We start from the raw sequence: 23,684 nt of genomic DNA, 5'->3' as shown, positions 1-23,684 counted from the left end.
CTCTGCCGGTCAAGCGGATCGCGCGATCGGGGCGTCGAACTCGTCGTCGACCACGAGCCTGCCGAGCTTGCGGTACTCCAGCCGCACGGCGTCGACGAGATCGGTCATCGCCACCGGCCGGTCTTCGGCGGCGGCGGCGTAGGCGGCGCTGATCGCGCAGGCCCGGATCGACCCGCCCGCCAGCTCGAACCGCGCCGCGCACCCGCGCAGGTCGATGTCGTCGTCCCTGGGCATGGCCGTGCCCAGGCAGCGGTCCCACAGCGCGGCGCGCTGCGCGGCGTCGGGCATCGCGAACTCCGCGATCACGTCCAGCCGCCTGGTGAAGGCGTCGTCCACATTGGACCGCAGGTTGGTGGTGAGCACCGCGACGCCGCCGAAGGACTCCAGCCGGGACAACAGGTACGCCGACTCCAGGTTGGCGTAGCGGTCCCTGGCGTCGGAGATCTTGGACCGCTTGCCGAACACGGCGTCGGCCTCGTCGAAGAGCAGGACGCCCTGGACCCGCTCGGCCTCGGTGAAGATCCGCTCCAGGTTCTTCTCCGTCTCGCCGAGGTACTTGTCGACCACCGTGGCCAGGTTGACCACGTACAGGTCCATGCCGATGGCGGCGGCCACGACCTCGGCGGACATCGTCTTGCCGGTGCCCGACTCGCCCGCGAACAGCGCGACGACACCGTGGCCGCGACCGCCGCCGGGGCGCATCCGCCATTCGCCGAGGACCCGGTCGCGCAGCCGCGCCCGCCGGGCGAGTTCGACCAGTTGCGCGCGGGTGCTGTCCGGGAGCACGAGGTCGTCCCAGCCCACGGACGGGGTGATCCGGCGGGCGAGCCTGCGCAGCCCGGAGCCGTTGGCCGCCCGGACCCCCGCCCGCAGGTGCTCTGTCCCCAGTGGACTCCCGTCGAGCGCGGCGTGCCGGGCCGCGACCGCCACGATCCGCTCCACCTGGGCCCTGCCGACCCGGTAGGCGCCTGCCGCGGCCACCACGTCGGCTGCGGCGGGTGAGCCGGTGGCGGTCTCGATCGCCTCCGCCCACGTGCTCGGCGAATCGCCCGAGGTCGTCAGGGACAGGACTGTGCGGGTCGACCAGTTCGCGTCCCAGGTGAGCGCGCTGTGCAGGACAACCGGCACGTCAGCGCGGGCGAGCAGCTCCCGAAGCCCCTCGGGGGCCGTCTCCGGCAGGCCCATGACGATGCCCGCGCCCCGCAGCCGCGCTTCCCGCAGCAACGCGGTGACCGTCGATTCGCTCAGCTCGCCAGGCTCCACGACGACAGCCGTGCCCAACGCCTCGATCGCTGTGCGGTGCGCTTCCCCGGTGGTGTCCTGGAGGTGGACCGGCCCAGTCGCGGTCGCGGCCCGCACCCGCTCGGCGAACCAACCGGACGCCTGCTGGCCGGTGTGCACCCGGCAGTTCAGCGCCGGATCCGGGCTGTCGTAACCAAGCAGGTGCCCGACGACCCGATCAGGCACCCGCAACGTCCGCGACAACGCCGCCGCCCCGGCGTCCCCGATCTCCACCAACCCGCTCGCCACCAACGGCCCCAGCCGAAACCGCCCCACCCCGGCCTGCGGCAACCCGCACAACCGCAACGCCAGCCCCACCGTCGGCCGCCGCCGCGTGATGTCGTCGTTGAGGTACCCGTAGAGCTGCTCGAACCGCGCATCGATATCCGGCGCCATCGCCACGACCAGAAGGCCAAGGTCTGTGTCGTCCAGCCCGAACCGCTGCACGACCTCCGCCAGCCTTCCCCCGGACGGCACTTGGGGGGCTGTTGGCATGGGCTCCAGTGGGGTGTCCAGGATGCGCTGCGCATCGGCTCGGGTGAGGTAGAGCGCCCGCCGCGGATCAGCGAACCCGCGGTCGACGGCCGCTCGGTCACCGATGGCGGTCTGTATCCGGCTCTCGAGTTGGGCCAGGTGGGACAGGAGGGGGTTCATCGGTTCGTCTGGGTGCGGTGTCCGCAAGGTGATATCGGGGTCGTTGGCGGAGTTCATCGGATCGGGCCTCCGCGTTTGCGCCGGGTGGGCCGGGGGCGTGGCACCGCGAATCCGTCGCCTGTGGCCTTGGTGCCGCTGCATCGGAGGTGGTGGCCGGGTTCGTCCAGGTGCGGTGTCCGCAAGGCGACAGCGGGGTTGGCGGCTTGGACCCGGTTCTCGAGTCGGGCCAACAGGTGCGGGAGGGGGTTCATGCGATGGGGCTCCCGCGCTTGTGGTGGGTGGGGTGGGGCCGTGCCCCTGTTGCCGGGGGTCTCGGTGCCCTTGCATCGGTGGTGGTGGCCGGGTCGTCGGTCGCAGATGGCGGTCTGCATCCGGCTTTTGGGTTGGGCCAACAGGTGAGCCGGGAGGGGGTTCATGGGATTGGCGCACCGCGCTTGTGGTGGGTGGGGTGGGGCCGCGGCGCCGCGGAACTGTTGCCGGTGGCCGATTGTGCTCGGTTCTCGGGTTGGGCCAGGTGGCTCTGGAGGGGGCTCATCGGATCGGCCCCCGCGCTTGCGGCGGGTCGGCCGGGCGGCGACATCGCGAACCTGTTGCCGGTCGCTTCGGTGTCCTTGCATCGGAGGCAATGGCTGGAGTTGCCGGTCGTCGATGGCGGCCTGCGTTCGGTTCTCCGGTTGGGCCAGGTCGGCCAGGTGGGAGCTCATCGGATCGGGCCTCCGCGTTTGCGGCGGGTCGGCCGGGGGCGGGACACCGCGAAGCCGTCGCCCGTTGCCCTGGTGTCTTCGTATCGGAGGTGGTGGCCGGGTTCGTCCGGGGTGCGCAGGACGATGCCCTCGGTGACCGGCGGCCCCGCTGCCGTGTGCGTGCCGATGAGCGGCGCGATGACCAGCACGTCGATGGCGGGTTTGAGTTCCCCGCCGAGGGCTGACCAGATGTCGGTCGCCGCACTGCCTTGCGATACGGGCCCAGCTGCCTCCAGGGTGACCGACAGGCCCAGCTCGGCCAAGGTCCCGGTCAGCCAGCGGTCGTCCACTCGTTCCCGCCGGATGAGGCAGGTCAGCGCTTGTGACAGCAGCCGGTGTTCGTCTTGCGGGCGGTTCGTCCACGCCGTCACCAGGTAGGACAGGCGGAACCAGCGGGGTGGGTCGCGCCAGCCGGTGACTGTGCCGGTCTCGTCGAGCTCCTCGATGGTCCCGGTGCCGCGCCGCGCCCGGTCTTCGCGGATGTCGTAGAGGAACACGTTCACCGTGGGCACCGTGCGCCGGGCGGTCCACTCCGTGGTGGGGGCCTCGAACGCGAGCTCGCCTCCTCCTCCGGGGACGCCGCCGTCGGCCAGCAGGGCCCGCAGGGCCTCGTCCACTTCGTGGATCACCGGCGCCCCACCATGTCGGGCGGGGCGATGGACCCCGGTACCACCAGGAACGGTGTCGTCGCCGGGCGGAATCCCACCCCACTCGCTGTGATCGTGCGCGGGCCGGTCTGGTCCTTGGCCAGGATCAGCAGCTGCGCGATGAACTTGCCGTCGCCGCCGGGGAATGTGGGGGACGCGGCCGCTGTGATGCCGGGTGACCAGGTCAACGCTACGGGGGCGCCGGGCGGGAAGTCGATGCCGCGCACCGAGGTGACGAACCGGGGTTCGCCGATGTCGGGGACCGCGACGATCTTCGGCAGTAGCACCCGCATCGGGGCGGTGGCCGTGTTGTCGGCCAGGTCGTTGTCGGTGCCGGAGGTGCGCAACAGGCCGCGCACCTCGGTGACCACCGGCGCCTGGGGTGCCAGGACCACCTGCACCAAGGCTGTCATCCCCGGCCACAGGTCGGGCAACGCACAACCGGTCGCCGTGCAGCCCGGCGGCAGGGCGGCCACCGGCATTCCCGCGGGCAGGGTGAAGTCGAGGCGCAACCCGGTGGCCAGGCTGGGGCCGCCGTTGCGCGCGGTGTAGGTGACGATCGCCCGTCCGTCCACATAGGAGGGATTCGGGGTGACGGCCACGGTCAGCGCCGGTCCGGCGGGTGGCGGTGGCGGCGGATCGGGGGGTGCTGGGGAGTCGACCTCGACCACCGTCGCGGTCCCGTTGTCGGCGGGCGTCGAGTCCAGGATCGGCCCGGCCACCGTCCACTGGACCGTCCACCGCCCGGCCACGACCGCCGTGAACACCGCCGTGACCCGCACCAACGCGCCCGGAGGCAGCTCGTCGAACACGCAGCGCCGCTCCACCACCTCGCACCGCCCCCGGGGCACCCGCAGCTCGTCGAGTCGCAGCCCTTCGGGCACGGATCCGGTCACGACGGCGCTCGGCGTGTCGGCGGGCCCGTGGTTGACCACGTCCACCGGCACCTCCACCCGCTCGCCGACCGTGCCGACCAGGCGGGGCGGTGCCACCACCGCGAGGTTGACCGGTTGCTGCCAGGTCGGCTCCTTCTGCCGCCCCGGCAGGTCCCAGTCGAGCCGGGTCAGCTCACCGGTGGTCAGGTCGAGCACCGCCAGCGCTTCCGGTGACCGGGCGTCGCCTTCGCGGCGGGTCGTGAGCACCAGCCGGTCGCCCTCGGCCGAGAACGCCACGTCACGCGGCTGGAACGGGCCGGTCGCGCTGGTGATCGGGGTCGAGCAGGACGAGCCGCCCGCGGGCAGCACCACCCGGCAGTCGTCCCCGGTCAGCGACACCAGCAGCACGCCGTCGTTCTCCCGGTTGAAGGCGAGCACGCGGCTGTCCGGGCTGAACGCCGAGCCGTCGTCGGTGACCGCGCAGTCGAACCCGCACACCGCCGCGCTCAGGTCCCGCTGCGCACCGAGGGTGTCCGCGCGGGCCACCCACACGTGGTTGTCCCTGACCTCGCCGGTGGGCCCGTCGGTCACCAGACCCCGGGTGAACGACAGCGTCCGGCCGTCCGGTGACCACGCGGGCTGGGTGTCCTCTTGGTCGGCGACCTCGGGCGGCGGGAGCAGCCGCCCGCGCACCGCCCCGGACTCCGCGTCGATCACCACGATCCGGCTGGGACCCCCGTTTGGCCGGATCCCGCCGGGGGAGCGCCTGGCGAACACGATCGAGCGGCCGTCGGGTGACCAGGCCGGGTCGAACTCCCAGTCCGTCGGCTGGCGGTCGGCCACCGGGATCCGCCGCGGGTTGGCCCCGTCGGCGTCGACCAGCCACAGCCGTTGCACCCGCCTGCCCACCTCGTCCTCGAACCGGCTCAGCACGATCTGGCGCCCGTCGGGGGAGTAGGACTGCCGCTGCGTCCACGGGTCGTAGGTCGCGCGGGGGTGGAACAGGAGGTTCGGGTCGTTCACCGCCTCCGGGTCCTCCCGCAGCACCGGAACACCGAGGTCACGCGGGTCGACCCCGTTCGGCTGGATGTCCTGCAACGTCGCGGTGTTCGCCGTCGGCGCGCTCGTTCGGGCCACCAGCAACCGCTGGGTGCCGCCCAGCACCTGCCAGGTGGGTGACGAGACCGAGCGGTTCTCGGCCAGGAGGAGATCCGGGAGTTGCGGGGCGGGCAGCGTCCCGGTGTCGATGCAGTACACCTTCAGCACGGCCGGGTCCGCCGTGCAGGTGCAGTCCTGGTCCTTGGTCAGGAACAGCAGGTTCACCCCGTCGGGTTTCCAGCGCGGTGAGTGGATGCTCCAGTCGGCTTGCCCGCCGCCGAGCAGGGGAGTGCCCTGGGCGGCCCTGGCCCCGCCCGAGATGACGTGGATCCGGGTTCCCGTCGCGCCGAAGTCCACGGTGTAGGCGATCCGCCCGTCGCGCGGGTTCCACGCGGGCTGGCTCGCCTGGCCAACCGGCTCGTCGGTCAGCCGCACGGCCGGGCCACCCGCGAGGGGCTGGGCGAGGATCTCGCCGGACCTGGCGAACGCGATCTCGGACCCGTCGGGCGAAAAGCTCGGCGCCGTCTCGTCCTGCGGTGTCCTGGTGAGCCTGCGTTCACCGGTGCCGTCGACCCCGACGGCCCACAGGTCGCGCTGACCGCCCTCGGCGGAGTCGAACACCACGGTCCGCAGGTCGGGTGACAGTACGGGCCGCGCCGCGTCCCGCTCGGTCGTCAGCGCGCGCACCGCGCCGTCCGCCTCAGCCACGTAGACCTGCGGCCGCGCGCTGTCGCGCCTGCTGGTGAACACGACCAGGTCGCCGCGGGCGAACACGTCGTCGTCGTAGTGCGCCACCCCGGGCCCGAACAGCGGCTCCGTCGGGTCCAGCCGATCGGGCACCGGGTTGTCGACGGTGCCGATGCTGCGGTGGCCGGTGCCCGCGAAGGCGATCCTGGTCGGGACCGGATCCCTCGGCGGCTGGGCGACGGTCGGTGCCGCCGCTGTCACCACCGTGCTCAGCGACACCAGGACGGTGAGCACGACGAGCGTTCTGGACACGGGTGTCCTCTCGCGGTGTTGGGCCACGCGGTGATCGTCACCCGGTGGCGCGGTGGGGCCGAGGTCCCGGCGGGCACCGTCGCGGCGCACCCCGTGCCCGCGCGGGCCGGTGCCGCTGCCCGACCGGGGCGGAGCCGTCAGATCAGGCCGTGCCGCATGACGTAGCCGACGGCGTGCGCGCGGTTGCGCAGGTTCAGCCGGGTGGAGACCTCGTGCAGCACGTTCTTCACCGTCCGCTCCGAGTACGACATCTTCAGCGCGATCTCGGCGGTGTCCAGGCCGTCGGCCACCAGCCGCAGGATGTCGGACTCCCGGGAGGACAAAGTGGACAGTGTGGGGGCGTTCGGGTCGAGCACGCCGCGCTGCAGCCTGCCGACGTGCGCGAGCAGGGTCTCCAGGAGGTCGCCGGGCAGCACCGCCTCCCCGCCCGCGATCGCGGTGATCGCCCCGACCAGCCGGTCCTGGGTGGCCTCGGCGCGGCGCACGACCGCGGCCACCCCGCACTCGATGGTGGTGCGCAACGAGTTCTGGTCGAACCGGCCCACCACCAGCCCGGTCCTGGTCGCCCCGCCCCGGCGCAGGCCGCGCAGCAACCGGGCCGTCTCGTCGTCCACGGTGTCGACCACCACCAGCGACACGGTCGCCGTGGCCTCCTCGTCCGGCCCGAGCAGCTCCACCTCGGGCCGCGACCGCAGCAGGTGGACGGTGCCGCCGCGCAGGATCGGGTCGTCCGCGTAGACCGCTACCGGGATTCTGTTCACGCTGTCCTCCTGACGCCGGGTGACTGCCCCGATCCTGCGCCGCGGCACCGGCGGCGGGCAGCGACCGCGGCCGGGCTGTGCACGAGAGGTGCCCACCGACTGCCCTTTTCCCCCTGCCGCAGCACGTTCGGCCGTGGCTAGCGTCACCCGGGTGAGCACATCGACCGACTTCGAGCGGCGCACGGTGCGGGTCGTCCCCGGCGCGGAGACCACCACGACGCTGACGGTGCGCAACGACAGCGACATCGTCGAGGCCTACGGGTTCGAGGTGGTGGGGGAGTGCGCGCCGTGGACCGAGGTGGAACCGGCCCGGCTGTCGCTCTACCCGGGCACCTCGCAGCCGGTCCTGGTCCGGTTGCGACCACCGCGCTCACCCTCGGTCCGCGCGGGTGAGACCCCGCTGGGGATCCGGGTGCTGCCCGTGGAGCGGCCGGACTCGGTGGTGGTGTCGGAGACGGTGGTGGACATCGCCCCGTTCGCCGAGCAGCGCCTGGAGTTGGTGCCCGAGCGGCGCAGGGCGTGGCGGTCGGCCCGCTACCGCGTCCTCGCGCACAACGACGGCAACACGCCGGTGGCGCTGGAGCTGGCCGCCATCGAGGTCGACGACCGGCTCCGCTACACCACCACCGACGCGCCGACACCGGTCGAACCCGGTGCCGAAGCCGAGATCCCGGTGCGGGTCCGGGTCGGCAAGGTCCTGTGGTTCGGCAAACCGGTCACCTGGCCGATCCGGCTGGGCGGCGTCGCCGAGGAACCCGAACCGCGCGAACACGAGCTGGCGGGCGAGTTCATCCAGCTGCCGGTGTTCCCCCGGTGGTTGCTGGCACTGCTCGGTCTGCTGCTCGCGCTGCTCCTGGCCTGGCTCCTGCTGGTGCGACCCGCGGTGCGCAGCGCCGCGCGTGAGGCCGTCGACGACCGGGCCGAGGAGATCGCCGAGGCCGGGCAGACCCAAGGGCAGACCCCGGTGCCGCCGCCTCCGCCGCCCACGACAACCGCGCCCGAGCCCGGTGGGGGCGACGAGGTCGGTGAGCCCGGCGCCGACGGCAACAGCGCGGGCGGGGCGGGCACGCAGAGCTCGAGCACGATCGAGGTGCGCACCAACACCGGCGGCCTCGGCACGGGTACGTACGTGGTGCCCGAGGGCAAGGTGTTCCGCGTGACCGACATCCTGGTCGGCAACCACCAGGGCGACGAGGGCGTGCTGACGATCGTCTTCGGCGAGCGCACCGTCACCACCATCGCCCTGGAGACCTTCCGCAACCAGGACTACCACTGGGTGACCCCGATCGATATCCCCGCGGGCGCCGCGGTCACGGTGAACGTCACCTGCGCCAAGCCCGGCACACCGGCGACGGGTCGGCAAGCCCGCAACTGCTTCGAGATGCTCAACGTCAGCGGCGAGCTCGCCGACCTGCAGTGACCTCAGTCCGGGACGGCGTTGCGGGTGGCCACCCGGGACAGGAACCACCCGCTGTCCTTGACCACCCGCCGCTGGCTGGTGAAGTCCACGTGCACCACGCCGAAGCGGGGACCGTAGCCGCAAGCCCACTCGAAGTTGTCCAGCAGCGACCACGCCAGGTACCCGCGGACATCGGCGCCTGCCTCGATCGCGGCGTGCACGGCCCGCAGGTGCTCGGCGAGGTAGCGGACCCGGTCGCTGTCGCGCACCCGGCCATCCGGGTCGACCACATCGGGGAACGCCGACCCGTTCTCGGCCACCACCAAGGGAATCCCGCAGCGCCCGAGCCGCACCAGCAAGTCGGTCAGCGATTCGGGGTGCTGCTCCCAGCCGGTCACGGTCACCGGTTCCCGGGGCGGTGTCACGGACATGCCGCGCAGACCGGGCAGCGGGCAGTTGCTGGGCTGGGTCGGGTCGGGCAACGAGGTCACCCTGGTCGGCGCGTAGTAGTTGACGCCGATCCAGTCCAGCGGCGCGGCGATGACGTCGAGGTCGCCGTCGTGGATGGCGGGGTGCAAGCCGTCGAGGTGGGCCACGTCGTCGAGCAGGTCGGCCGGGTAGCCCCGGCCGAGGACGGGGTCGAGGAAGAACCGGTTGTGCACGGCGTCGAACCGGCGGACCGCGTCGTGGTCATCGGGGCTGTTGGGCAGCGCGGGGGAGAAGTTCAGCGCGATGGAGACGCTGGTCGCGCCCGCCGCTCGCAGCGCGCGGGCCGCGTGGCCGTGGGCCAGCAGGTGGTGGTGGGCCGCTCGCAGCGCACCCTTCGGATCGCGCAGACCTGGGGCGTGGACGCCTGTTCCGTAGCCGAGGAACGCCGAGCAGAAGGGTTCGTTGAGCGTGGTCCACTGCGTGACGCGGTCTCCCAGTCTGTTGTGGACTGTTGTCGCGTACTCGGTGAACCAGGAAGCGATGTCGCGTTCGAGCCAGCCGCCGCGGTCTTGCAGCGCTTGCGGCAGGTCCCAGTGGTAGAGGGTGAGTACGGGGGTGATGTCGCGTTCGAGGAGCGCGTCGACGAGCCGGTCGTAGAACGCGATGCCCGCCGGGTTCGGGGTGCGGCCGTCGGGCATGACCCTCGGCCACGCGGTGGAGAAGCGGTACGCGCCGAGGCCGAGTTCGCCGAGCAGCGCGACGTCCTCGCGGAAGCGGTGGTAGTGGTCGCACGCCGTGGCGCCGCTGGCACCACCCTCGACCGCTCCCGGCACGGTCGCGAAAGTGTCCCAGATGGACGGTCCGCGCCCGTCCTCCGCCGCCGCGCCCTCGATCTGGTACGCCGCTGTCGCGGCACCCCACAGGAACCCCGGCGGGAAGACCCGATCCCCTGCCACAGCACATCACCTCCCGGTCTCGGCCGCGCCGCGCGCGAGCACGGCCACGACCTTCCTGGCGAACAGGACGAACAGCAGCAGGACCGGCACGATGCTCACGAGCACCCCGGTCAGCACGAGCGGGTAGTCGGTGTAGTAGCCGCCCGCCAACCGCGACAGCACGACCTGCGCGGTGGGGGTGTCGTTCGGGTCGAGCGCGACCAGCGGCCAGCTGAACTCGTTCCAGGACGTGGCGAACGAGAGCATCGCAAGGACCGCCGCAGGACCGCGCAGTGCCGGGAGCGCCACGTGCCAGTAGACCCGCGCCAGCGAACACCCGTCGACCTTCGCGGCGTCCACCAGCTCGTCCGACACCGCTTCCAGGCAGGCTTGCCGCATCCAGAACACCCCGAACGCGCTGACCAGCCCGGGCACGATCGCCGCCGCGAACGTGTCGTACCACCCCAGCGCGTCGACCACCATGAACACCGGCACGATGCCGAGCTGGGTCGGCACCATCGCCGATCCCAGCACCACGGCGAACAGCGCTTCCCTGCCGCGGAACCGCAACCGCGCGAACGCGAACCCCGCCACCGTGCAGAACAACGCGTTCGCGACGGCTACCGTGCCCGCGATCACCGCCGAGTTGACCATCGCCTGGCCGAGGTCCACCCGGTCGAGGAGTTCGCTGACGTGGTCGAGCAACCGCCCACCCGGCAGCAGCGGGGGAGTCGCCCTCGCCAGGTCCGCGTTGTCGTGCGAGGCCACCACGACGGTCGAGTAGAGCGGGAAGAGCGAGAACACCACCAAAGCGGCCAGCGCGGCCAGGTGCCGGACGCGGACGGTCATCGGCTGACCAGTCGGCGCACGAGAACGACCGCTGTGGCGGCGAAAGCAGCGCAGAAAAGGAAGAGGACCCAGGTCATCGCGGCCGCGTACCCGGCGTCGAACCGCCCGAAGCCCACCTCGTACAGGTACATCGCCACGGTCTGGAACTGGCGGTCGCTGCCACCCGCGCCCGCGAGCCCGGAACCGTCGAACAGTTGGGGTTCGGTGAACATCTGAACCCCACCGATGGCCGAGGCGACCACGGTGAACAGCACCGTGGGGCGGATCCCGGGCAGCGTGACCACGCGGAACCGCTGCCACCCACCGGCCCCGTCCAACGCGGCGGCCTCGTAGAGCTCGCGCGGCACGGATCGCATCGCGGCGAGGTACAGCAGTGCGGTGTACCCGGTCCACCGCCACATCACCATCACCGCGACACCCAGGTGCGCCGCCCACGTCTCGGCCTGCCACGAGATCGGGCCGACCCCCACCTGCCCGAGCAGGAAGTTGACTATGCCGTAGTCGCGGCCCAGCAACTGCCCGAACACCAATGCGACCGCCACCACCGGCACCACGTTCGGGACGAGCACCAACACCTGCCAAGCGGGCCTGCGCCGCGCCAACAACGTTGCGATGCATAGGGCCAGTGCGAGTTGGGGGACGGTCGCCAGCAGGAAGATGCTCACGGTGTTGCCCAGGGCGTTGTAGAACAGCGGATCCCCGAGCAGGTGGCGGAAGTTGTCCAATCCTCGGAAGCCCTCGTCGCCCCCGATGAGGTGCCACCGGTGCACCGACACCCATGCCGTGCGCACCAACGGGAACACCCCGAAGGCCCCGAAGACGAGGAAGAACGGCGCTACGAGCAGGTACGGCGCGACCGCTCGCGCCCCGGGAGCTCGGACCCTCGTTGTCCACAACGGCCTCACCTGTCCACAGCCCCGGCCGAACCCTCTTGACAGGGCCCGAAACCCGATACGCTCTGTGTGGGCGGCCCGGGTGGGCTGCCATGGGGTTCTCGGACAGTAGCTATGTGGGTTTCAGGCTGCTGATGATGTTGCGTGGTAGTGGTTTTCGGCTTCATTGGGGTGATGAAGCCGAGGGTGGAGTGGATTCGGGTGTGGCTGCAGAAGAGTTCGATGTAGGCGGCAATTCCCTGAAAGGCAGTGTATGGGGTGAGTGTGGCGCGAGTGGAGGTCATAGAGCCATCCTTGCCTGGCGGGGATATGGGTGATGTCTCCCACTAGTTCCCGTCCGGGGCGGTCGGCGGTGACATCACGGCGGCGGAGGAGGCCGGGTGTGGCGTGGACTTCCGGCACCTGGATGGTCATGACCGGCTGACGTCGTGGCCCGACCGGGAACCGTCCCAGCTCACGCTTAAGCGCTCGCATGAGTTCCGACCCGCAGGTCACGGCTCGGCGTGCGAGCTCGGCGTGGATACGACGGTATCCAGGGTGCGGCGCGGCTCGGCGAACACCTCGCGTACAGACCCACCACCGGGGTCCGACCATCCACATCGGACACAACGCCGCCACGCGCCCCAGTTCCTCAGAGTCTGCTTGACCAGGCCCAACTGGCGCGCCGCCTCCGCGATGGACACACCGGGCTCGATTTTCCGCCTCACCGGAGGACCGTGTGGGCCTCGTCGACGGCTTGTCGCCATGCTTGGTCGACGGTTTGCTTGCCGTCTTCGATGCGGCCGAGGGCGCGGCCGAAGATCGGGCGGACGTCCGCGTCTCGCACGCCCCGGTGATTGGGCCGCACCGCATCTGACGAGGCCGCGTAGATCCGTCCGATCGGTGCTCCTCGGAAGTACGGGTCGGTCTGCGACAGCACCGTCGGGTCGCGGTACACGCTGGGTTGGCTGGGCAGGATGTTGTCGGTCTCGAAGAGGCGTTTCTGCTGTTCCGGCGCGGTCAGCCACTTCGCTGCGGCGTAGGCGGCTTCGATGTGTTCGCCCTGTGCGGGGACCACCAGGTACGAGCCGCCCCAGTTGCCCGCGCCGCCGGGGACGGTGGTCACGTCCCAGGTTCCGGCGCCGCCGGGGCCACCGGCTTGTTTGATCTGGGCCAGCATCCACGCGGGGCAGGTCATCGTGGCGAACGCGCCCTGGTTGATGCCGACGTTCCACGGTTGGGTGAAGGTGGTGAGGGCGGCGGTCTGGTGTTTGGCGCCGATCGACCCCGCGAGGGTGAACGCGTGGGTCACCGCCGGGTTGCTGTCGCCGATGAACGCGTCGTCGGCGGTGCGGAAGTAGTTCTCCTGCGCCTGGTTGAGCATCGCCGTGTAGACCGTGCCCGCCGAGTCGGTGAACTTGGCGTCGGGCACCCGCGCGGCGAACCGGTCGGCGACCTCGGCGTAGGCCTCCCAGGTCGGCCATAGCGCGGCGAGGGCGTCCCTGTCGGTCGGCAGGCCCGCGCGCGCGACCAGGTCGGTTCGGTAGCACATGGCCAGGCCGCCCATGTCGGTCCCGAGCCCGAGCACCGCGTCCCCGACGACGCCCTGCTCCCACTTCCACGGCGTCCACCGGTCCCGCAGCTCCCGGGCCCCGAAGCGGGACAGGTCCACCAGCTTGTCGCGCGAGCGGCGCAGCGCGGGCAGGTACTGCTCCTCGACGGCCACCACGTCCGCCGCGCCCCGACCGGCGGCCAGCGCGGTGATCAGCCCCTTGTGGTGCGAGTCGAAGTCGGTGACCCGGCCGACCAGGTCGATCCCCGGGTTGAGCCGCTCGTACTCGGCGAACAGCGGCTCGTAGCCGAACTCGCCGAAGGTCGCCACGGTGATCCGCACCTTCCCCTGCTCGGCACTCGCCGAACACCCGGCCACCGCCTGCGCCCCCAGCGCGACCACCGCCAGCAGCCATGCCACCCGTCCCCGCCGCATCCGCGTCCTCCCTCGCCGACCCCGCGCGACGACCCCCTGCGGACGTCGCGTTGTCGGCACCACGGTGCTCGCACGGGCTCGGCCCCCGCAGCGCCGCGGCGCCCGCGTTGCCCTTACCCACCCACGGTCAGTGCCCAATCGATCACCGGACCTAGATCACACCCGCCCGCAGCGCGTAGGCCACCGCGTGGGACCGGTTGCGCAGGTTCAGCCGCCGGGTCAGGCCGTGGATGACGTTCTTGATCATGCGTTCCGAGTAGCACAGCTGGACGCCGATCTCGGCGGTGTCGTGCCCGTCGGCCATCAGCCGCAGCACGTGGATCTCCCGCGTGGTCAGCCCGGACGCGGTCAGCCCGCGCGGGGCGAGCAGGTCGCGCTGGATGCGGTCGAGGTGCTTGAGCAGGCCCCCGACCAGCTCCGGCCCCAGCACCCCGCCGCCCTCCGCCGCCGTGAGCACCGCGTGCGCCAACCGCCCCCCGGTCGCCGACGCCCGCGGCACCACCGCGACGACCCGGCACTCCACGGCCGCGAGCAGTTCCCCTTCGGTCACCCCGTCGGCGACCAGCACCACCGGCGCGCCGAACTCCGCGGCCGCGGCGCGCAGCTCGCCGACCAGCTCCTGGGTCAGCCGGTCGGCACCGACCACGACCACCTCGGTCGCCGCGGTCTGACCACCGGTGCTGACCTGGATCCTCGGCTGCGCCCCCAGCTGCCCGACCAGCCCGGCCAGCGTCAGCGGGTCCGCCGACCGGACCACGACGTGGACTCGCACCATCGCGTTCCCCTCCCCGACACTCGTGTGCCACCAGCCTGTCGGGCCTGACTCAACGAATCCTTCACGTCCGCGCCCGGGGCGCTACCGCTCGGGTTCCCGCTGCTCAGGCAGCCCGGCCGCGCGCCGGAACGCCTCGATGTACTTGGGCAGCTCCACCAGCGCCTGCTCCCACCGGCCCGCGGTGATCTGCTCGGCGAACACCGAGTCCACGGCGGCCTGGTCGACCTCCGGCTCCAGGTCGTCACCCGCGGTGTCGCGCAGCCTGCGGGAGAGCTCGGCGAGCCGCACCCGGCCGCGCACCACCTCCAGCGTCTGCCGAAGCTGCGCGATCACCCGCAGCCCCACCTCGGGTTCCACCACCAGCCAGCCGCTGTCGGCGAGCTGGAGGAACAACTCACCCGCGAAGCCCTCGCCGTCCTCGGGCCCGCCCCGCTCGTCGGACTCTTCCCCGGACCAGATGTCCATCACACCTCCGCAGACGCGCCCAGCGCACCACGTGCGGAGGCACCGGCGGAAGCACGTGCGCCCCGCTCTGCCCGGCCACACCGCCGGGTGTGCCCGCCGGGACCGGGGTCGGGGGTTGGTTGCGGCGGCACCGGCGACCGCCCTACCGTCGTGGTGACTGGGGAGTCGCGCAGGGTGATGGCGGGGGTTGATGACGGCGGAGGGCGACGCGGGGCCGTTGTGGGCCGGGCTGCTGGGACCGGTCGAGGCGCGCCGCGGCGGGCTCGTGCTGCCGCTCGGGTCGGCGGGGAGACAGGCGGTGTTCGCCCTCCTCGCCATGGGCGCGGGTCAGGTGGTGTCCCGGAGCAGGCTGGAGGACGGGCTGTGGGACCGGCCGCCCGCCAGCGCCGCGCGGATCATCCAGACCTACGTCGGCGACCTGAGGCGGGCCCTCGAACCGAGCCGGGCCAGGTGGACCTCCGGACAGGTGCTGCGCACCACAGAGTCCGGGTACCTGCTCGACCTGCCCGACGACGGCCTCGACGTGCGGGACCTCGACCGCCTCTTGGCCCGCACGACCGACATCGCCGCCGTGGACGCCGCGTTGGCGTTGTGGCGTGGTGAGCCGTTGTCCGGGGTGACGGGCCCGTTTGCCGAGGGCCAGCGGACCCGGCTCGCCGAGATCAGGCTGACCCTGTTGGAGCGGCGGACCCGGCTGCTGCTCGACGCGGGCAGGGCCGGTGACGCCGCGGCCGAACTGACCGTGCTCGCCGCCGAGCACCCGGACCGCGACAGCCTGCGGTCGCTGTTGATGACCGCACTGGCCGCCAGCGGGCGCCCCGCGCGGGCCATCGAGGTGTTCCACGAGGGCGGTCGACCCGGGCCGGGGTTGCGGGCACTGCACGAGCGCATCCTCACCGGCACCCAGCCCGCGCGCGTGGCCAGCGGATACGTGGGTCGCACTGCTGAGGTCGCAGCGCTGCGTGCGGTCGCTGCCAGGCCCAGCGGCCTCGTGTGGATTGAGGGGCCTATAGGCGCAGGGAAGTCAGCGTTGCTGCGAGAGGCGCTGACAGGCGTGACACACAGCTGCTACGAGGTCTCGGAGCGGACGGGTGACCTGCCTGAGCCTGTGGGCGCTGGTTTGGTCGTCTTCGATGACCTGCAGTGGGCCGGGGAGGCCGCCCTCCGTCGGTGCGTGCGGTGGCTCGCGGGGGGAACCCCGCTGATCGTCGCGACGCGACCCAGGTCCGACCTGGCCGCCCTGCGCGACCACGCGACACTGGTGATCACCCTGGGGCCGCTCGCCGACCAGGACATCGCCGCTCTGGCGGGTGGTGACCTCGCGGTCGTGCGGGAGTCCGGCGGGAATCCCGGGTTCGCGGCAGCGTTGATCGACGCAGCAGGCGACGTTGATCGCGTCGTTCAAGCCCGGGTTGGGATGTTGCCCGCGGTGCTGGTCGAGCCACTGCGCCGGGTCGCGTTGCTAGGGACGGATCGGGCGCCTACTGAGGTGAGGGCGGCACACCCGGGGACGGAGTGGTTCGCCGAGGCGCTGGCCTCTGATGTCCTACGAGAGGCCGAAGGGCGGGTGCGGTTCGCCCAGCCCTCGGTCAGGCGGGTTCTGGTGGAAGGCCTGCCGCGCGCGGTGCGGGTCGTGTTGCACCGCGAGTTGGCCAAGGACCTCGCCGCTGCCCACATCTCGGCAGACCTGGTCGTGACGCACCTGTTGGAAGGGGCCGCACCCATGCACGGGTGGGCGGCTGACTGGTTGGCGAACAACGTCGACGTGCTCACCCCAGCCCTGGCCGTGCGGGCCTTGCGCCACGCCATCGCCCAGGACGACCTGCCCGCCCCGGCGCGCACCGAACTCACGGCCTCCCTCGTCCGACTGCTGCTGCCAGGTGATACACCGGAGTCCGCGCGGGTGGAAGCCTGATTGCTCCTGCCGGGCGAACACCGATCGCCGAACAGGGGATGAAATGGCGGTGAACCTCCCGCGCACCCCGCTCGTGACGGGAGGGTGGCAGCGATGGGAGACGTCTTGACGGCGGAGCCGGTCCGGGTGCGCGTGCTCGGGCCGATGCGGGCGTGGCGCGGCGACACCGAACTCGCGCTGGGACCGGCCAGGCAGCGCGCGGTCCTCGGCATGCTCGCAGCCAGAGCCGGGATCGCGGTGCCGACCGCGGACCTGGTCGACGGAATCTGGGGCGACGACCCACCCGCCAGCGCCCGCGGCAGCCTGCACACCTACGTGTCCGGCCTGCGCCGCGCGCTCGGTGACGCCCGTGCCCTGCTTGAGTCGACCACCGCCGGATACCGCCTACGCGTGGACCCGGCCGCCGTGGACGCCACCGCGTTCGACCTCGCCCGCACCACGGCGGCCCAACAGGGCGAAGACGGTGACTGGCGCGGTGCCCGCCAGCGCCTCGACGACGCGCTGACCCTCTGGCACGGCGACGCCTACGCCGGGGTCCCCGGACCGTCCGCCGAGCTGGAACGGCACCGGTTGACCGAATCCCGGGCTCGGGCGCTGGAACTGCGGGTGCGCGCGGTGATGGAACTCGGCGCGCACAGCGAAGCGGTCGCGGAGCTGACCGAGTTGGTCGCCCGCGACCCCCGCGACGAGCGGCTGCGCGAACACCTGATGCTCGCCCTGCACAGATCGGGCAGGCGCACCGACGCGCTGGCCGTCTACGACGACACCCGGCGGGCCCTCGCCGACGAGCTCGGCATCGAACCCGGCCCGGCGTTGCGGGCACTGCACGAGCGGATCGTCACGCGTGACCCGTCCCTGCACCACGCGGCCGACCGGGCACCGCGGCGCCTGCTGGTCCTGCCCGCGACGGTGACCCGGTCCGACCTGCTCGGCCGGTCGACCGAGGTGTCCACCCTGCGCGGCCTGGTCGCCGAAGCGGCCGCCGGGCGGGGCAACGCCGTGTGGGTGGAGGGCGAGCCCGGCCTGGGCAAGTCCGCGCTGCTGGCCGCCGCGCTCGCCGACGCCGCGGACCAGGGTTGCCAGCTCGGCTGGGCCAGCCCCACCGACCAGCGCGCACCGCTGCAGGTCATCCTGCGCTGCCTCGCCGTCGACGTCGGTTCGTCGGATCCGCGCCGCGCCGACCTGGCGGCCCAGCTCACCCGCGACCCCGACCACCACGGCTGGGGACCCGCCGACCCGACCCCGGCCGCCGTCGACCGGCTGCTCGACCTGGTCGACCGGGTCTGCGCCGCGGCACCGCTGGTCCTGGTGCTCGACGACCTGCACCGCGCCGACCCGGCCAGCGTCCTCGTCTGGCACCGGCTCACCGCCGCGACCCGCCAGCTCCCGCTGCTGCTGGTCGCGGCGACCCGCCCGGCCCCAGGCAGCGCCGAAGTCGGCAGGGCCAGGCGCGGGGTGCTGTCCAGGGGCGGGCACGTGCTCACCCTCGACCTGCTGGCCACGGCCGACGCCGAGTCGCTGCTCGGTGGGCTGGTCGGTGCCGGGCCGGGGCCGCGGCTGCGGACCATGGCGGCGCGGGCCGCGGGCAACCCGCTGTACCTGCGCGAGATGGCGCACGCGTTGACCCGCACCGGCGCCGTCGAGGTCACCGACGGGATCGCCGAGGTCGCGCCGAGCACTGTTGCGCTCGCGCCCCGGTCGTTGCTGTCGGCGGTGCACCAGACGGTCGAACTGCTCTCGCCGGACACTCGTGCGCTGCTGCGCTCGGCCGCGTTGCTGGGGGTCGAGTTCGGTGTGGAGGAACTGGCCGAGGTGGCTGGCCTTGCCGTTGCCGAGCTCGTTGTGCGACTTGACGAGGCGTTGACCGCATCGGTTGTGGTGGAAGCCGGGGATCGGCTCGCGTTCCGGCATTCGTTGCTGCGCCAAGCGGTGTACGAGAGCATGTCGGCGGGGGAGCGCACCGTTGCGCACCGGGCGGCTGCGGCGGCGTTGACGCGGGTGGGCGCGTCGGTCGAGCGGGTCGCGGAGCAACTCGCCGCGGGGGAGGTCCCGGCCGATCCGTGGGTGACCGGGTGGTTGGTCGCGCACCACGCCACGATCGGAAACCGCGCGCCACTGGTCGCTGTCGCGGTGTTGGAGCGGGCGGTGGACACGGGCGCACGGGTGGCGTCACTGCACGCGGCGCTCGCCCGCGCCCAGTTCCGACTCGGCCGCGACCCGTCCAGCGCCGCTACCGCTGGGCTGGACCTGGACCCCGATCCGGCTCAGGCCGCGGAGATGCGGCACCTGCTGGCGGCGGCCTGTCACCGCGCGGGGGCGGGGGAGGAGGCGATCACCCGGCTGCGCGCGGCTTTGGCGGTCGAGGACGTACCGGAGCTGTGGCGGGTGCGGCACCAGTCGCTGCTGGCCAACTTCCGCCGGGGCGACCTGGCGGACCTGTCGGCCGCCGAACTGTCCGCTGTGGACGCCCACGCCGAGGCGCTCGCCCCGTACCCCAAGGCGCACGCGGCGCAGACCCTGTGGCTGGTGCACTCCATCCGCCGCGACCACGAGCGCGCGCTGGGGTGGGTCGACCGGGCGATCACCGAGGTGGGGGCGCACGCGGAGCTGCGCTTCGACCTGCTGGACAACCGGATGTTCACCCTGCAGAACCTGGACCGGCTCGACGAGGCGGAGGACTCGCTGCGCACGGCCAGGGCCGTCGCGGCCCGGCACAGCCTGCCTGCCGGGATGCAGGTGTCGGCGGCGGTGCACCACTACTGGACCGGCCGGTGGGACGAGGCCCTCGCCGAACTGGAGACCGTCACCGAGGACGGCCCGGCGATCACGTTCTACGGCATGCGCGAGCCCGGTTCCGCGGCCCTGCTGCTGCACGGCGTCGCCGCCCTCATCGCGGGCCGCAGAGGCGACCGGGCCCAGGCCGCCGCGCACCTCGACGCCGCTCGAGCGCACCAGCCGAGCACCGACTCCGAACGCGAGAGCTACGACTTCCACCTCGCCGCGACCGCCCTGGCCGCCGAACAACGCGGCGACCTGCCCGAGGCCCTCCGCCTCCTGGAACCGGTCTTACGCCCCGACTACGCCCGCCTCATGCTCCGCCACCAATGGCTCCCCGACGTCATCCGCCTCGCCCTGGCCGCGGGGTCTACATCTGTAGCCGAACAGGCCCTGGCGGTGTCCATCGAGGAGGCTTCAAAGGAAGTCACCCCGGCCCGCGCCGCGGCCGCCCTTGCCCACTGCCAAACCCTCATCACCGGCGACCCAGCCCCAGCCCTGAGCGCCGCCACCCACTACCGCGAAGTCGGCCGCCCAGTAGAACTGGCAACAGCCCTCGCCGACGCCACCATAGCTTTAGCCACCCAAGGCGACGTAGAAGCCGCCACCGCCACCCGCACCGAAGCGACGGCCCTGTTCACAGCCCGCTCCGCCCACTGGGACCTCCACAGGCTCGATACCCGCATGCAGACCCTGGGCCACCCCCGCCCGACCCAGTACCCCGCCGCCGAAGCCCTGTCCCCCCTGGAGAAACGCATCGCCGAACTCGTAACCCACGGCATGTCCAACCCGGAGATCGGCACAGCCCTGTCCCTACCCCGCCGAACCATCCAATCCCACGTGGCCACCATCCTGGCCAAACTCGGCTCCACCTCCCGTTCCGCCCTCACCACCCACCTGCCCTAACCCCAGCACCTGCCGAGCGCGGGAGCGGGTACCGCGTCGCAGCCATCACCGCAGCTACACGCCGATCGCCCGCGAGAACTCTTCATCCTCGGCGAATCCGGCGAAGTAGGTGCCAAGGTGGTCTCGGATCCTGCTGATCTCGAGGTGGCTTCCCTTTAGCTTGTCCACCATCGCGAGCAGTTGGTCGCGTTCTCCTCGCATGGCGTGCACGCAGGCGAGGTTGTACCAGATGTCCTTGAACGTCGCCCTGTCCGAGTTCCAGCGCAGGGCAAGGCGGAGGTCGGCCTCAGCCTCGTCAAGGCGGCTGAGACGTTTGAGCATCGCTCCGCGTCGCGAGAGGCACAGCGCCCTGAGCGCGATGTCGTTGTCGGCTGTGTGAGCGACAGCTTGGCTGTAGGACAGCATCGCGGCCAGATCGGTCGAACGGCCTGCGCGGGCATTGGTGAAGGCGACTCCTCGCGAGAAGTGCACAACCGGATCGTCCGAATGGACCTTCAGGTACTCGCCGAAGTGCACCGCCGCCTGGAGCCAGTCGTGCCCGACCATGTGCCCCTTCGCGAGCTCGAGGTGCCAGGCAGGATCTGCGATCTCGTCCTGCCTGGTCTCCATCCGACGGACCAAGGACTCGATGGAGTTCCTGATGCCCGCCTCGAGGCTGTCGGTGACTTTGCCGACGACAAGCGCGTCAAGGGTGGCGCCAGTGTCATCGAGCAGCGCTCGCAACTGTTCCTTGAGCTGTCCGTTTTCCAGTGCGCGGAACTCATCTACGCGTTTGGACATCGATTCCGACGCGGCCAGCTGCTCTTGGAGGTACTTGTTCTTTTCCTCTAGAACCTCGGCACGGTCCCGAGCCGCTTGGCGGAACGAGACGGACAGGCGCAGGATCATGGCAAGCGTGGTCAGGCTGACCACCGCGGCGATGGCCGTCAGATAGGGCTGCAACGACGCGATCGACATCGTCACATGGTGACACAGTGCTAACACGACGTCGCGAGATGCGGATCCGAGCCCGGGAGCGGGCACGCGGTTGTGCCCGCTCCCGGTAACTCACCGGCCGAGCACCACGCACGTGGTGGTGGCGGTCGCCGATGGGTTGCTCTCGGAGGTGGCGGTCAGGGTCACCTTGGTGACCGGGGGGCCGCTGTCGCGCTTGACGTTGATCGGGATCTGGACCTGGTGGCCGAACTTGGCCGTGGCCAAGGCGTTTGGTACCTGGACCGTCCAGCCGCGGTCGGTGGTCTTGGCGGTGATGCGGTAGACGTCGTTGTTGAGGTAGGTGCTGACGTCTTCGGGGTGTTGGCCTGCGGGTTTGGTGGCGCGGCCGGTGTTGAGGAGGGGGATCTGGCAGGTCGCCAGGCCGTGGTTCGCCCGGGCCACTGTGGGCTGGAGGCGGACGCCGCGGCGTTGGGGGCCTGCGCCGTCGAGGGAGCGGATCGCGATCGTGTAGGACAGGATGCCCTTGCGGTCGCGTTTGACGTCGAGGACGTAGAAGTGCAGGCGGTTGGCCTGGTCGACGAACTCGTACTCGCTGCCTGATCCCGTGCCCGCGTGGAACAGGGCGTCGGAGAGCTGGCGGTAGTCGCCGAGGGTGATGGGGACCTTGCGGCCGTCGGGCAGGACGTAGTCGGTCATGCCGATGTCCTGCGGGTTGGCGTCGATCACCCAGGCGAACGGGGCGCGGTCCTCGTTCTTGGTCTTGGCCAGCAGCACACCGGAGTCCGGCGTGAACGAGTCCGAGCCCATCCGGTCGACGACCTCGACGGTGTAGTTCTCGTAGCCGCCGCCGTCGCAGTACGGGTTGGTGGTGATGTCGCACGCCGGGGTGTGGTCGCCGCCGGTGAAGGCGATGTTGACCCCGGAGAGCCCGTCGCGGCCCGGCTGCACCGTGCGCGCGGTGACCTGCGCGACCACCACGCCGGAGTCGGCCAGTGCCTCGCGGGAGAGCCGCAGCACGTTGCGCTCGTCGACGATCCCGAGCTTGATCTTGTTGCGCAGGATGTGCTGCGCGCCCATCGACGCGCCGCCGGTGGCCGGGATGACCCAGCGCGAGTGCGGCCCGCCCGGTCCGTTGAACGACCCGCGGGAGAGCATGTCCCAGATGCCGGAGTAGTCGCGGCGCGGCGGGGTGCCGAAGGGGTTGTTGTAGTTGTCGCCGATGCCGAGCAGGTGGCTCAGCTCGTGCGCGTACACGCCCTGCCCCGAGCTCTCCGCCTGCGTCGACGACCCGCCACCGGCGTTGGGCCACAAGGTGGAACCCGACGCCCAGGAGGTCCAGTCCACGTAGCGGGTGCGCGACCAGTTGGGCAGCGCCTCGTCCGGCGGCCCGAACGCGTCGGTCACGTCCTCCTTGGCCGGGAACTTCATCGTGCCGAACTCCTGCCAGGTGCTCGTCTCGTCCTGGCCCGCGGACAGGAAGTAGACGAAGTCGAACCCGGCGGGCACCTGGGCGCCGACGTCGGCCACCCAGGCGGCGCGGCCGTCGGTGCGCAGGTCGCGGGTGCAGGTGTCCCCGGCCGGGCAGCCGGTGCCCGCCTGGAACTCCATGCCGTACTCGTGGTCCTTGCCCGGCATCGTGTACGGGCCGAACGCCTTCAGGTCGACGCCGTAGCGCCCACCGGAGTTCTCCATCCAGTACTCGTGCACGGTGTGGCCGCGGTTGAGCTTGCCCGGCTTGTTGAGGAAGTCCTGGTAGTACTGCCCGACCTGCGCACGCGGGATGCCGTTGGCCTCGGTGCTGGGGTTGCCGAACACGGTCGAGTGCGCTGGCTGGGTCACGACGAACGGCTGGTTGGAGTAGTCCACCAGCACCAGCGCGCCCTTGAAGGTGCGCGTCGACCCCTTGACCGCCGGGTCAGCCCAGTTGGTGCCGGGGACCTTGCGGTAGTCCCGTTCCCAGGTCATGTGGTCGGGGTTCACCCAGTTCTGCGGGTCGACCGGGCCGGGGAACCCGCCCAGCGCCGCCACCCTGACCTCGTCGCGCGTCTGCTGCCACGGTTGCTGCTGGGGCCAGTGGTCGTACTGCCACTGGTGTTCGGGCCCTTCCGGTGGGGGCGCGGCCACCGCGCCGGTGCTGCCCGCTATCAGCGCGCCAACCGATAAGAGCGCGGCGCCCAGGAGAACAGGACTCCGTCGACGAACCCGCCTGAGGTACATGCAGCCTCCGAAGTGTCGGTCCGCTCATGCTAGCGGCCGGAACTCCGGGTGAAACCGTTGCCAGTTAACGGAAATCAGCGTATCCGAGCTGATAGCCCAAGTGGACGCGCCGGGTGTCGTGGTACATGTGGACTCCAGCGCCCCCACCTGGCCCGATCGGGGTGGG

15 protein-coding genes are annotated in these 23,684 nt (G+C 71.7%); 3 read left to right on the top strand and 12 right to left on the bottom strand.

The window, feature by feature from the left end; genetic code table 11:
• Positions 1–9: 9 nt before the first annotated feature.
• From JOD54_RS25305 to JOD54_RS34615, 4 genes are all read right to left on the bottom strand, one after another.
• Positions 10–1,992, bottom strand: a complete 1,983-nt coding sequence (locus JOD54_RS25305; protein WP_239573503.1) for an ATP-binding protein — start codon at positions 1,990–1,992, stop codon at positions 10–12.
• A 643-nt stretch (positions 1,993–2,635) separates the two neighbouring features.
• Positions 2,636–3,307, bottom strand: a complete 672-nt coding sequence (locus JOD54_RS25300; protein ID WP_204453817.1) for a Pvc16 family protein — start codon at positions 3,305–3,307, stop codon at positions 2,636–2,638.
• Positions 3,304–6,297, bottom strand: coding sequence for a DUF11 domain-containing protein (locus tag JOD54_RS25295; protein WP_204453815.1), 2,994 nt, complete (start codon positions 6,295–6,297; stop codon positions 3,304–3,306). Before JOD54_RS25295 ends, JOD54_RS25300 begins: the two co-directional genes overlap by 4 nt.
• Positions 6,298–6,434: 137 nt before the next feature.
• A complete protein-coding gene (locus tag JOD54_RS34615) occupies positions 6,435–7,058 on the bottom strand; it encodes a response regulator transcription factor (protein WP_307860267.1) in 624 nt (207 codons plus the stop codon).
• 151 nt (positions 7,059–7,209) lie between these two features.
• Between JOD54_RS34615 and JOD54_RS25285 the strand changes: the two genes are divergently transcribed.
• Complete coding sequence (locus JOD54_RS25285; protein ID WP_204453812.1) at positions 7,210–8,478, top strand: COG1470 family protein; 1,269 nt, start codon at positions 7,210–7,212, stop codon at positions 8,476–8,478.
• Between the two features lie 2 nt (positions 8,479–8,480).
• On the opposite strand, the gene JOD54_RS25280 is transcribed toward JOD54_RS25285, so the two are convergent.
• From JOD54_RS25280 to JOD54_RS25255, 6 genes are all read right to left on the bottom strand, one after another.
• Positions 8,481–9,842 (bottom strand): GH1 family beta-glucosidase, encoded by a 1,362-nt coding sequence (locus JOD54_RS25280; RefSeq protein ID WP_204453811.1) that lies wholly within the window; start codon positions 9,840–9,842, stop codon positions 8,481–8,483.
• Positions 9,843–9,848: 6 nt separating this feature from the next.
• Positions 9,849–10,670 carry a carbohydrate ABC transporter permease gene (locus JOD54_RS25275; RefSeq protein WP_204453810.1) on the bottom strand — a complete coding sequence of 274 codons (822 nt, stop codon included), beginning with the start codon at positions 10,668–10,670 and terminating at the stop codon, positions 9,849–9,851.
• The gene (locus tag JOD54_RS25270; RefSeq protein ID WP_204453809.1) at positions 10,667–11,566 is read right to left on the bottom strand and encodes a carbohydrate ABC transporter permease; all 900 of its coding nucleotides are present in this window, start codon (positions 11,564–11,566) and stop codon (positions 10,667–10,669) included. Before JOD54_RS25270 ends, JOD54_RS25275 begins: the two co-directional genes overlap by 4 nt.
• Before the next feature lie 700 nt (positions 11,567–12,266).
• A complete protein-coding gene (locus JOD54_RS25265) occupies positions 12,267–13,529 on the bottom strand; it encodes an ABC transporter substrate-binding protein (protein ID WP_204453808.1) in 1,263 nt (420 codons plus the stop codon).
• A 151-nt stretch (positions 13,530–13,680) separates the two neighbouring features.
• The gene (locus JOD54_RS25260; protein ID WP_204453806.1) at positions 13,681–14,304 is read right to left on the bottom strand and encodes a helix-turn-helix transcriptional regulator; all 624 of its coding nucleotides are present in this window, start codon (positions 14,302–14,304) and stop codon (positions 13,681–13,683) included.
• An 81-nt stretch (positions 14,305–14,385) separates the two neighbouring features.
• Positions 14,386–14,769 carry a hypothetical protein gene (locus JOD54_RS25255; protein ID WP_204453789.1) on the bottom strand — a complete coding sequence of 128 codons (384 nt, stop codon included), beginning with the start codon at positions 14,767–14,769 and terminating at the stop codon, positions 14,386–14,388.
• Between the two features lie 190 nt (positions 14,770–14,959).
• Here JOD54_RS25255 and JOD54_RS25250 point away from each other — a divergent pair, with 190 nt between their 5' ends.
• Both JOD54_RS25250 and JOD54_RS25245 read left to right on the top strand, forming a co-directional pair.
• Positions 14,960–16,684 carry an AfsR/SARP family transcriptional regulator gene (locus JOD54_RS25250; protein ID WP_204453787.1) on the top strand — a complete coding sequence of 575 codons (1,725 nt, stop codon included), beginning with the start codon at positions 14,960–14,962 and terminating at the stop codon, positions 16,682–16,684.
• Positions 16,685–16,777: 93 nt separating this feature from the next.
• Entirely contained in the window at positions 16,778–20,365 is a 3,588-nt protein-coding gene (locus tag JOD54_RS25245; protein ID WP_204453785.1) for a BTAD domain-containing putative transcriptional regulator, read from the top strand.
• 54 nt (positions 20,366–20,419) lie between these two features.
• Here the strand turns inward: JOD54_RS25245 and JOD54_RS25240 are convergent, their stop codons facing one another.
• Both JOD54_RS25240 and JOD54_RS25235 read right to left on the bottom strand, forming a co-directional pair.
• The gene (locus tag JOD54_RS25240; RefSeq protein ID WP_204453783.1) at positions 20,420–21,322 is read right to left on the bottom strand and encodes a tetratricopeptide repeat protein; all 903 of its coding nucleotides are present in this window, start codon (positions 21,320–21,322) and stop codon (positions 20,420–20,422) included.
• Positions 21,323–21,412: 90 nt separating this feature from the next.
• Complete coding sequence (locus JOD54_RS25235) at positions 21,413–23,518, bottom strand: M6 family metalloprotease domain-containing protein (protein ID WP_239573502.1); 2,106 nt, start codon at positions 23,516–23,518, stop codon at positions 21,413–21,415.
• Between the last annotated feature and the right edge of the window lie 166 nt (positions 23,519–23,684).

Origin of the sequence: Actinokineospora baliensis (assembly GCF_016907695.1) — a bacterium.
In the GTDB taxonomy this organism is placed as follows: domain Bacteria; phylum Actinomycetota; class Actinomycetes; order Mycobacteriales; family Pseudonocardiaceae; genus Actinokineospora; species Actinokineospora baliensis.
The sequence above is the reverse complement of the archived record's forward strand: the minus strand, read 5'-3'. Positions and strand labels throughout refer to the sequence as shown.

What these genes read in the sequence shown, in the direction of transcription:
- JOD54_RS25235 (WP_239573502.1), bottom strand. Translation starts at nt 23,518, where the DNA reads ATGTACCTCAGGCGGGTTCGTCGACGGAGTCCTGTTCTCCTGGGCGCC.
- JOD54_RS25240 (WP_204453783.1), bottom strand. Translation starts at nt 21,322, where the DNA reads ATGTCGATCGCGTCGTTGCAGCCCTATCTGACGGCCATCGCCGCGGTG.
- JOD54_RS25250 (WP_204453787.1), top strand. Translation starts at nt 14,960, where the DNA reads ATGACGGCGGAGGGCGACGCGGGGCCGTTGTGGGCCGGGCTGCTGGGA.
- JOD54_RS25265 (WP_204453808.1), bottom strand. Translation starts at nt 13,529, where the DNA reads ATGCGGCGGGGACGGGTGGCATGGCTGCTGGCGGTGGTCGCGCTGGGG.
- JOD54_RS25255 (WP_204453789.1), bottom strand. Translation starts at nt 14,769, where the DNA reads ATGGACATCTGGTCCGGGGAAGAGTCCGACGAGCGGGGCGGGCCCGAG.
- JOD54_RS25275 (WP_204453810.1), bottom strand. Translation starts at nt 10,670, where the DNA reads ATGACCGTCCGCGTCCGGCACCTGGCCGCGCTGGCCGCTTTGGTGGTG.
- JOD54_RS25245 (WP_204453785.1), top strand. Translation starts at nt 16,778, where the DNA reads ATGGGAGACGTCTTGACGGCGGAGCCGGTCCGGGTGCGCGTGCTCGGG.
- JOD54_RS25305 (WP_239573503.1), bottom strand. Translation starts at nt 1,992, where the DNA reads ATGAACTCCGCCAACGACCCCGATATCACCTTGCGGACACCGCACCCA.
- JOD54_RS25260 (WP_204453806.1), bottom strand. Translation starts at nt 14,304, where the DNA reads ATGGTGCGAGTCCACGTCGTGGTCCGGTCGGCGGACCCGCTGACGCTG.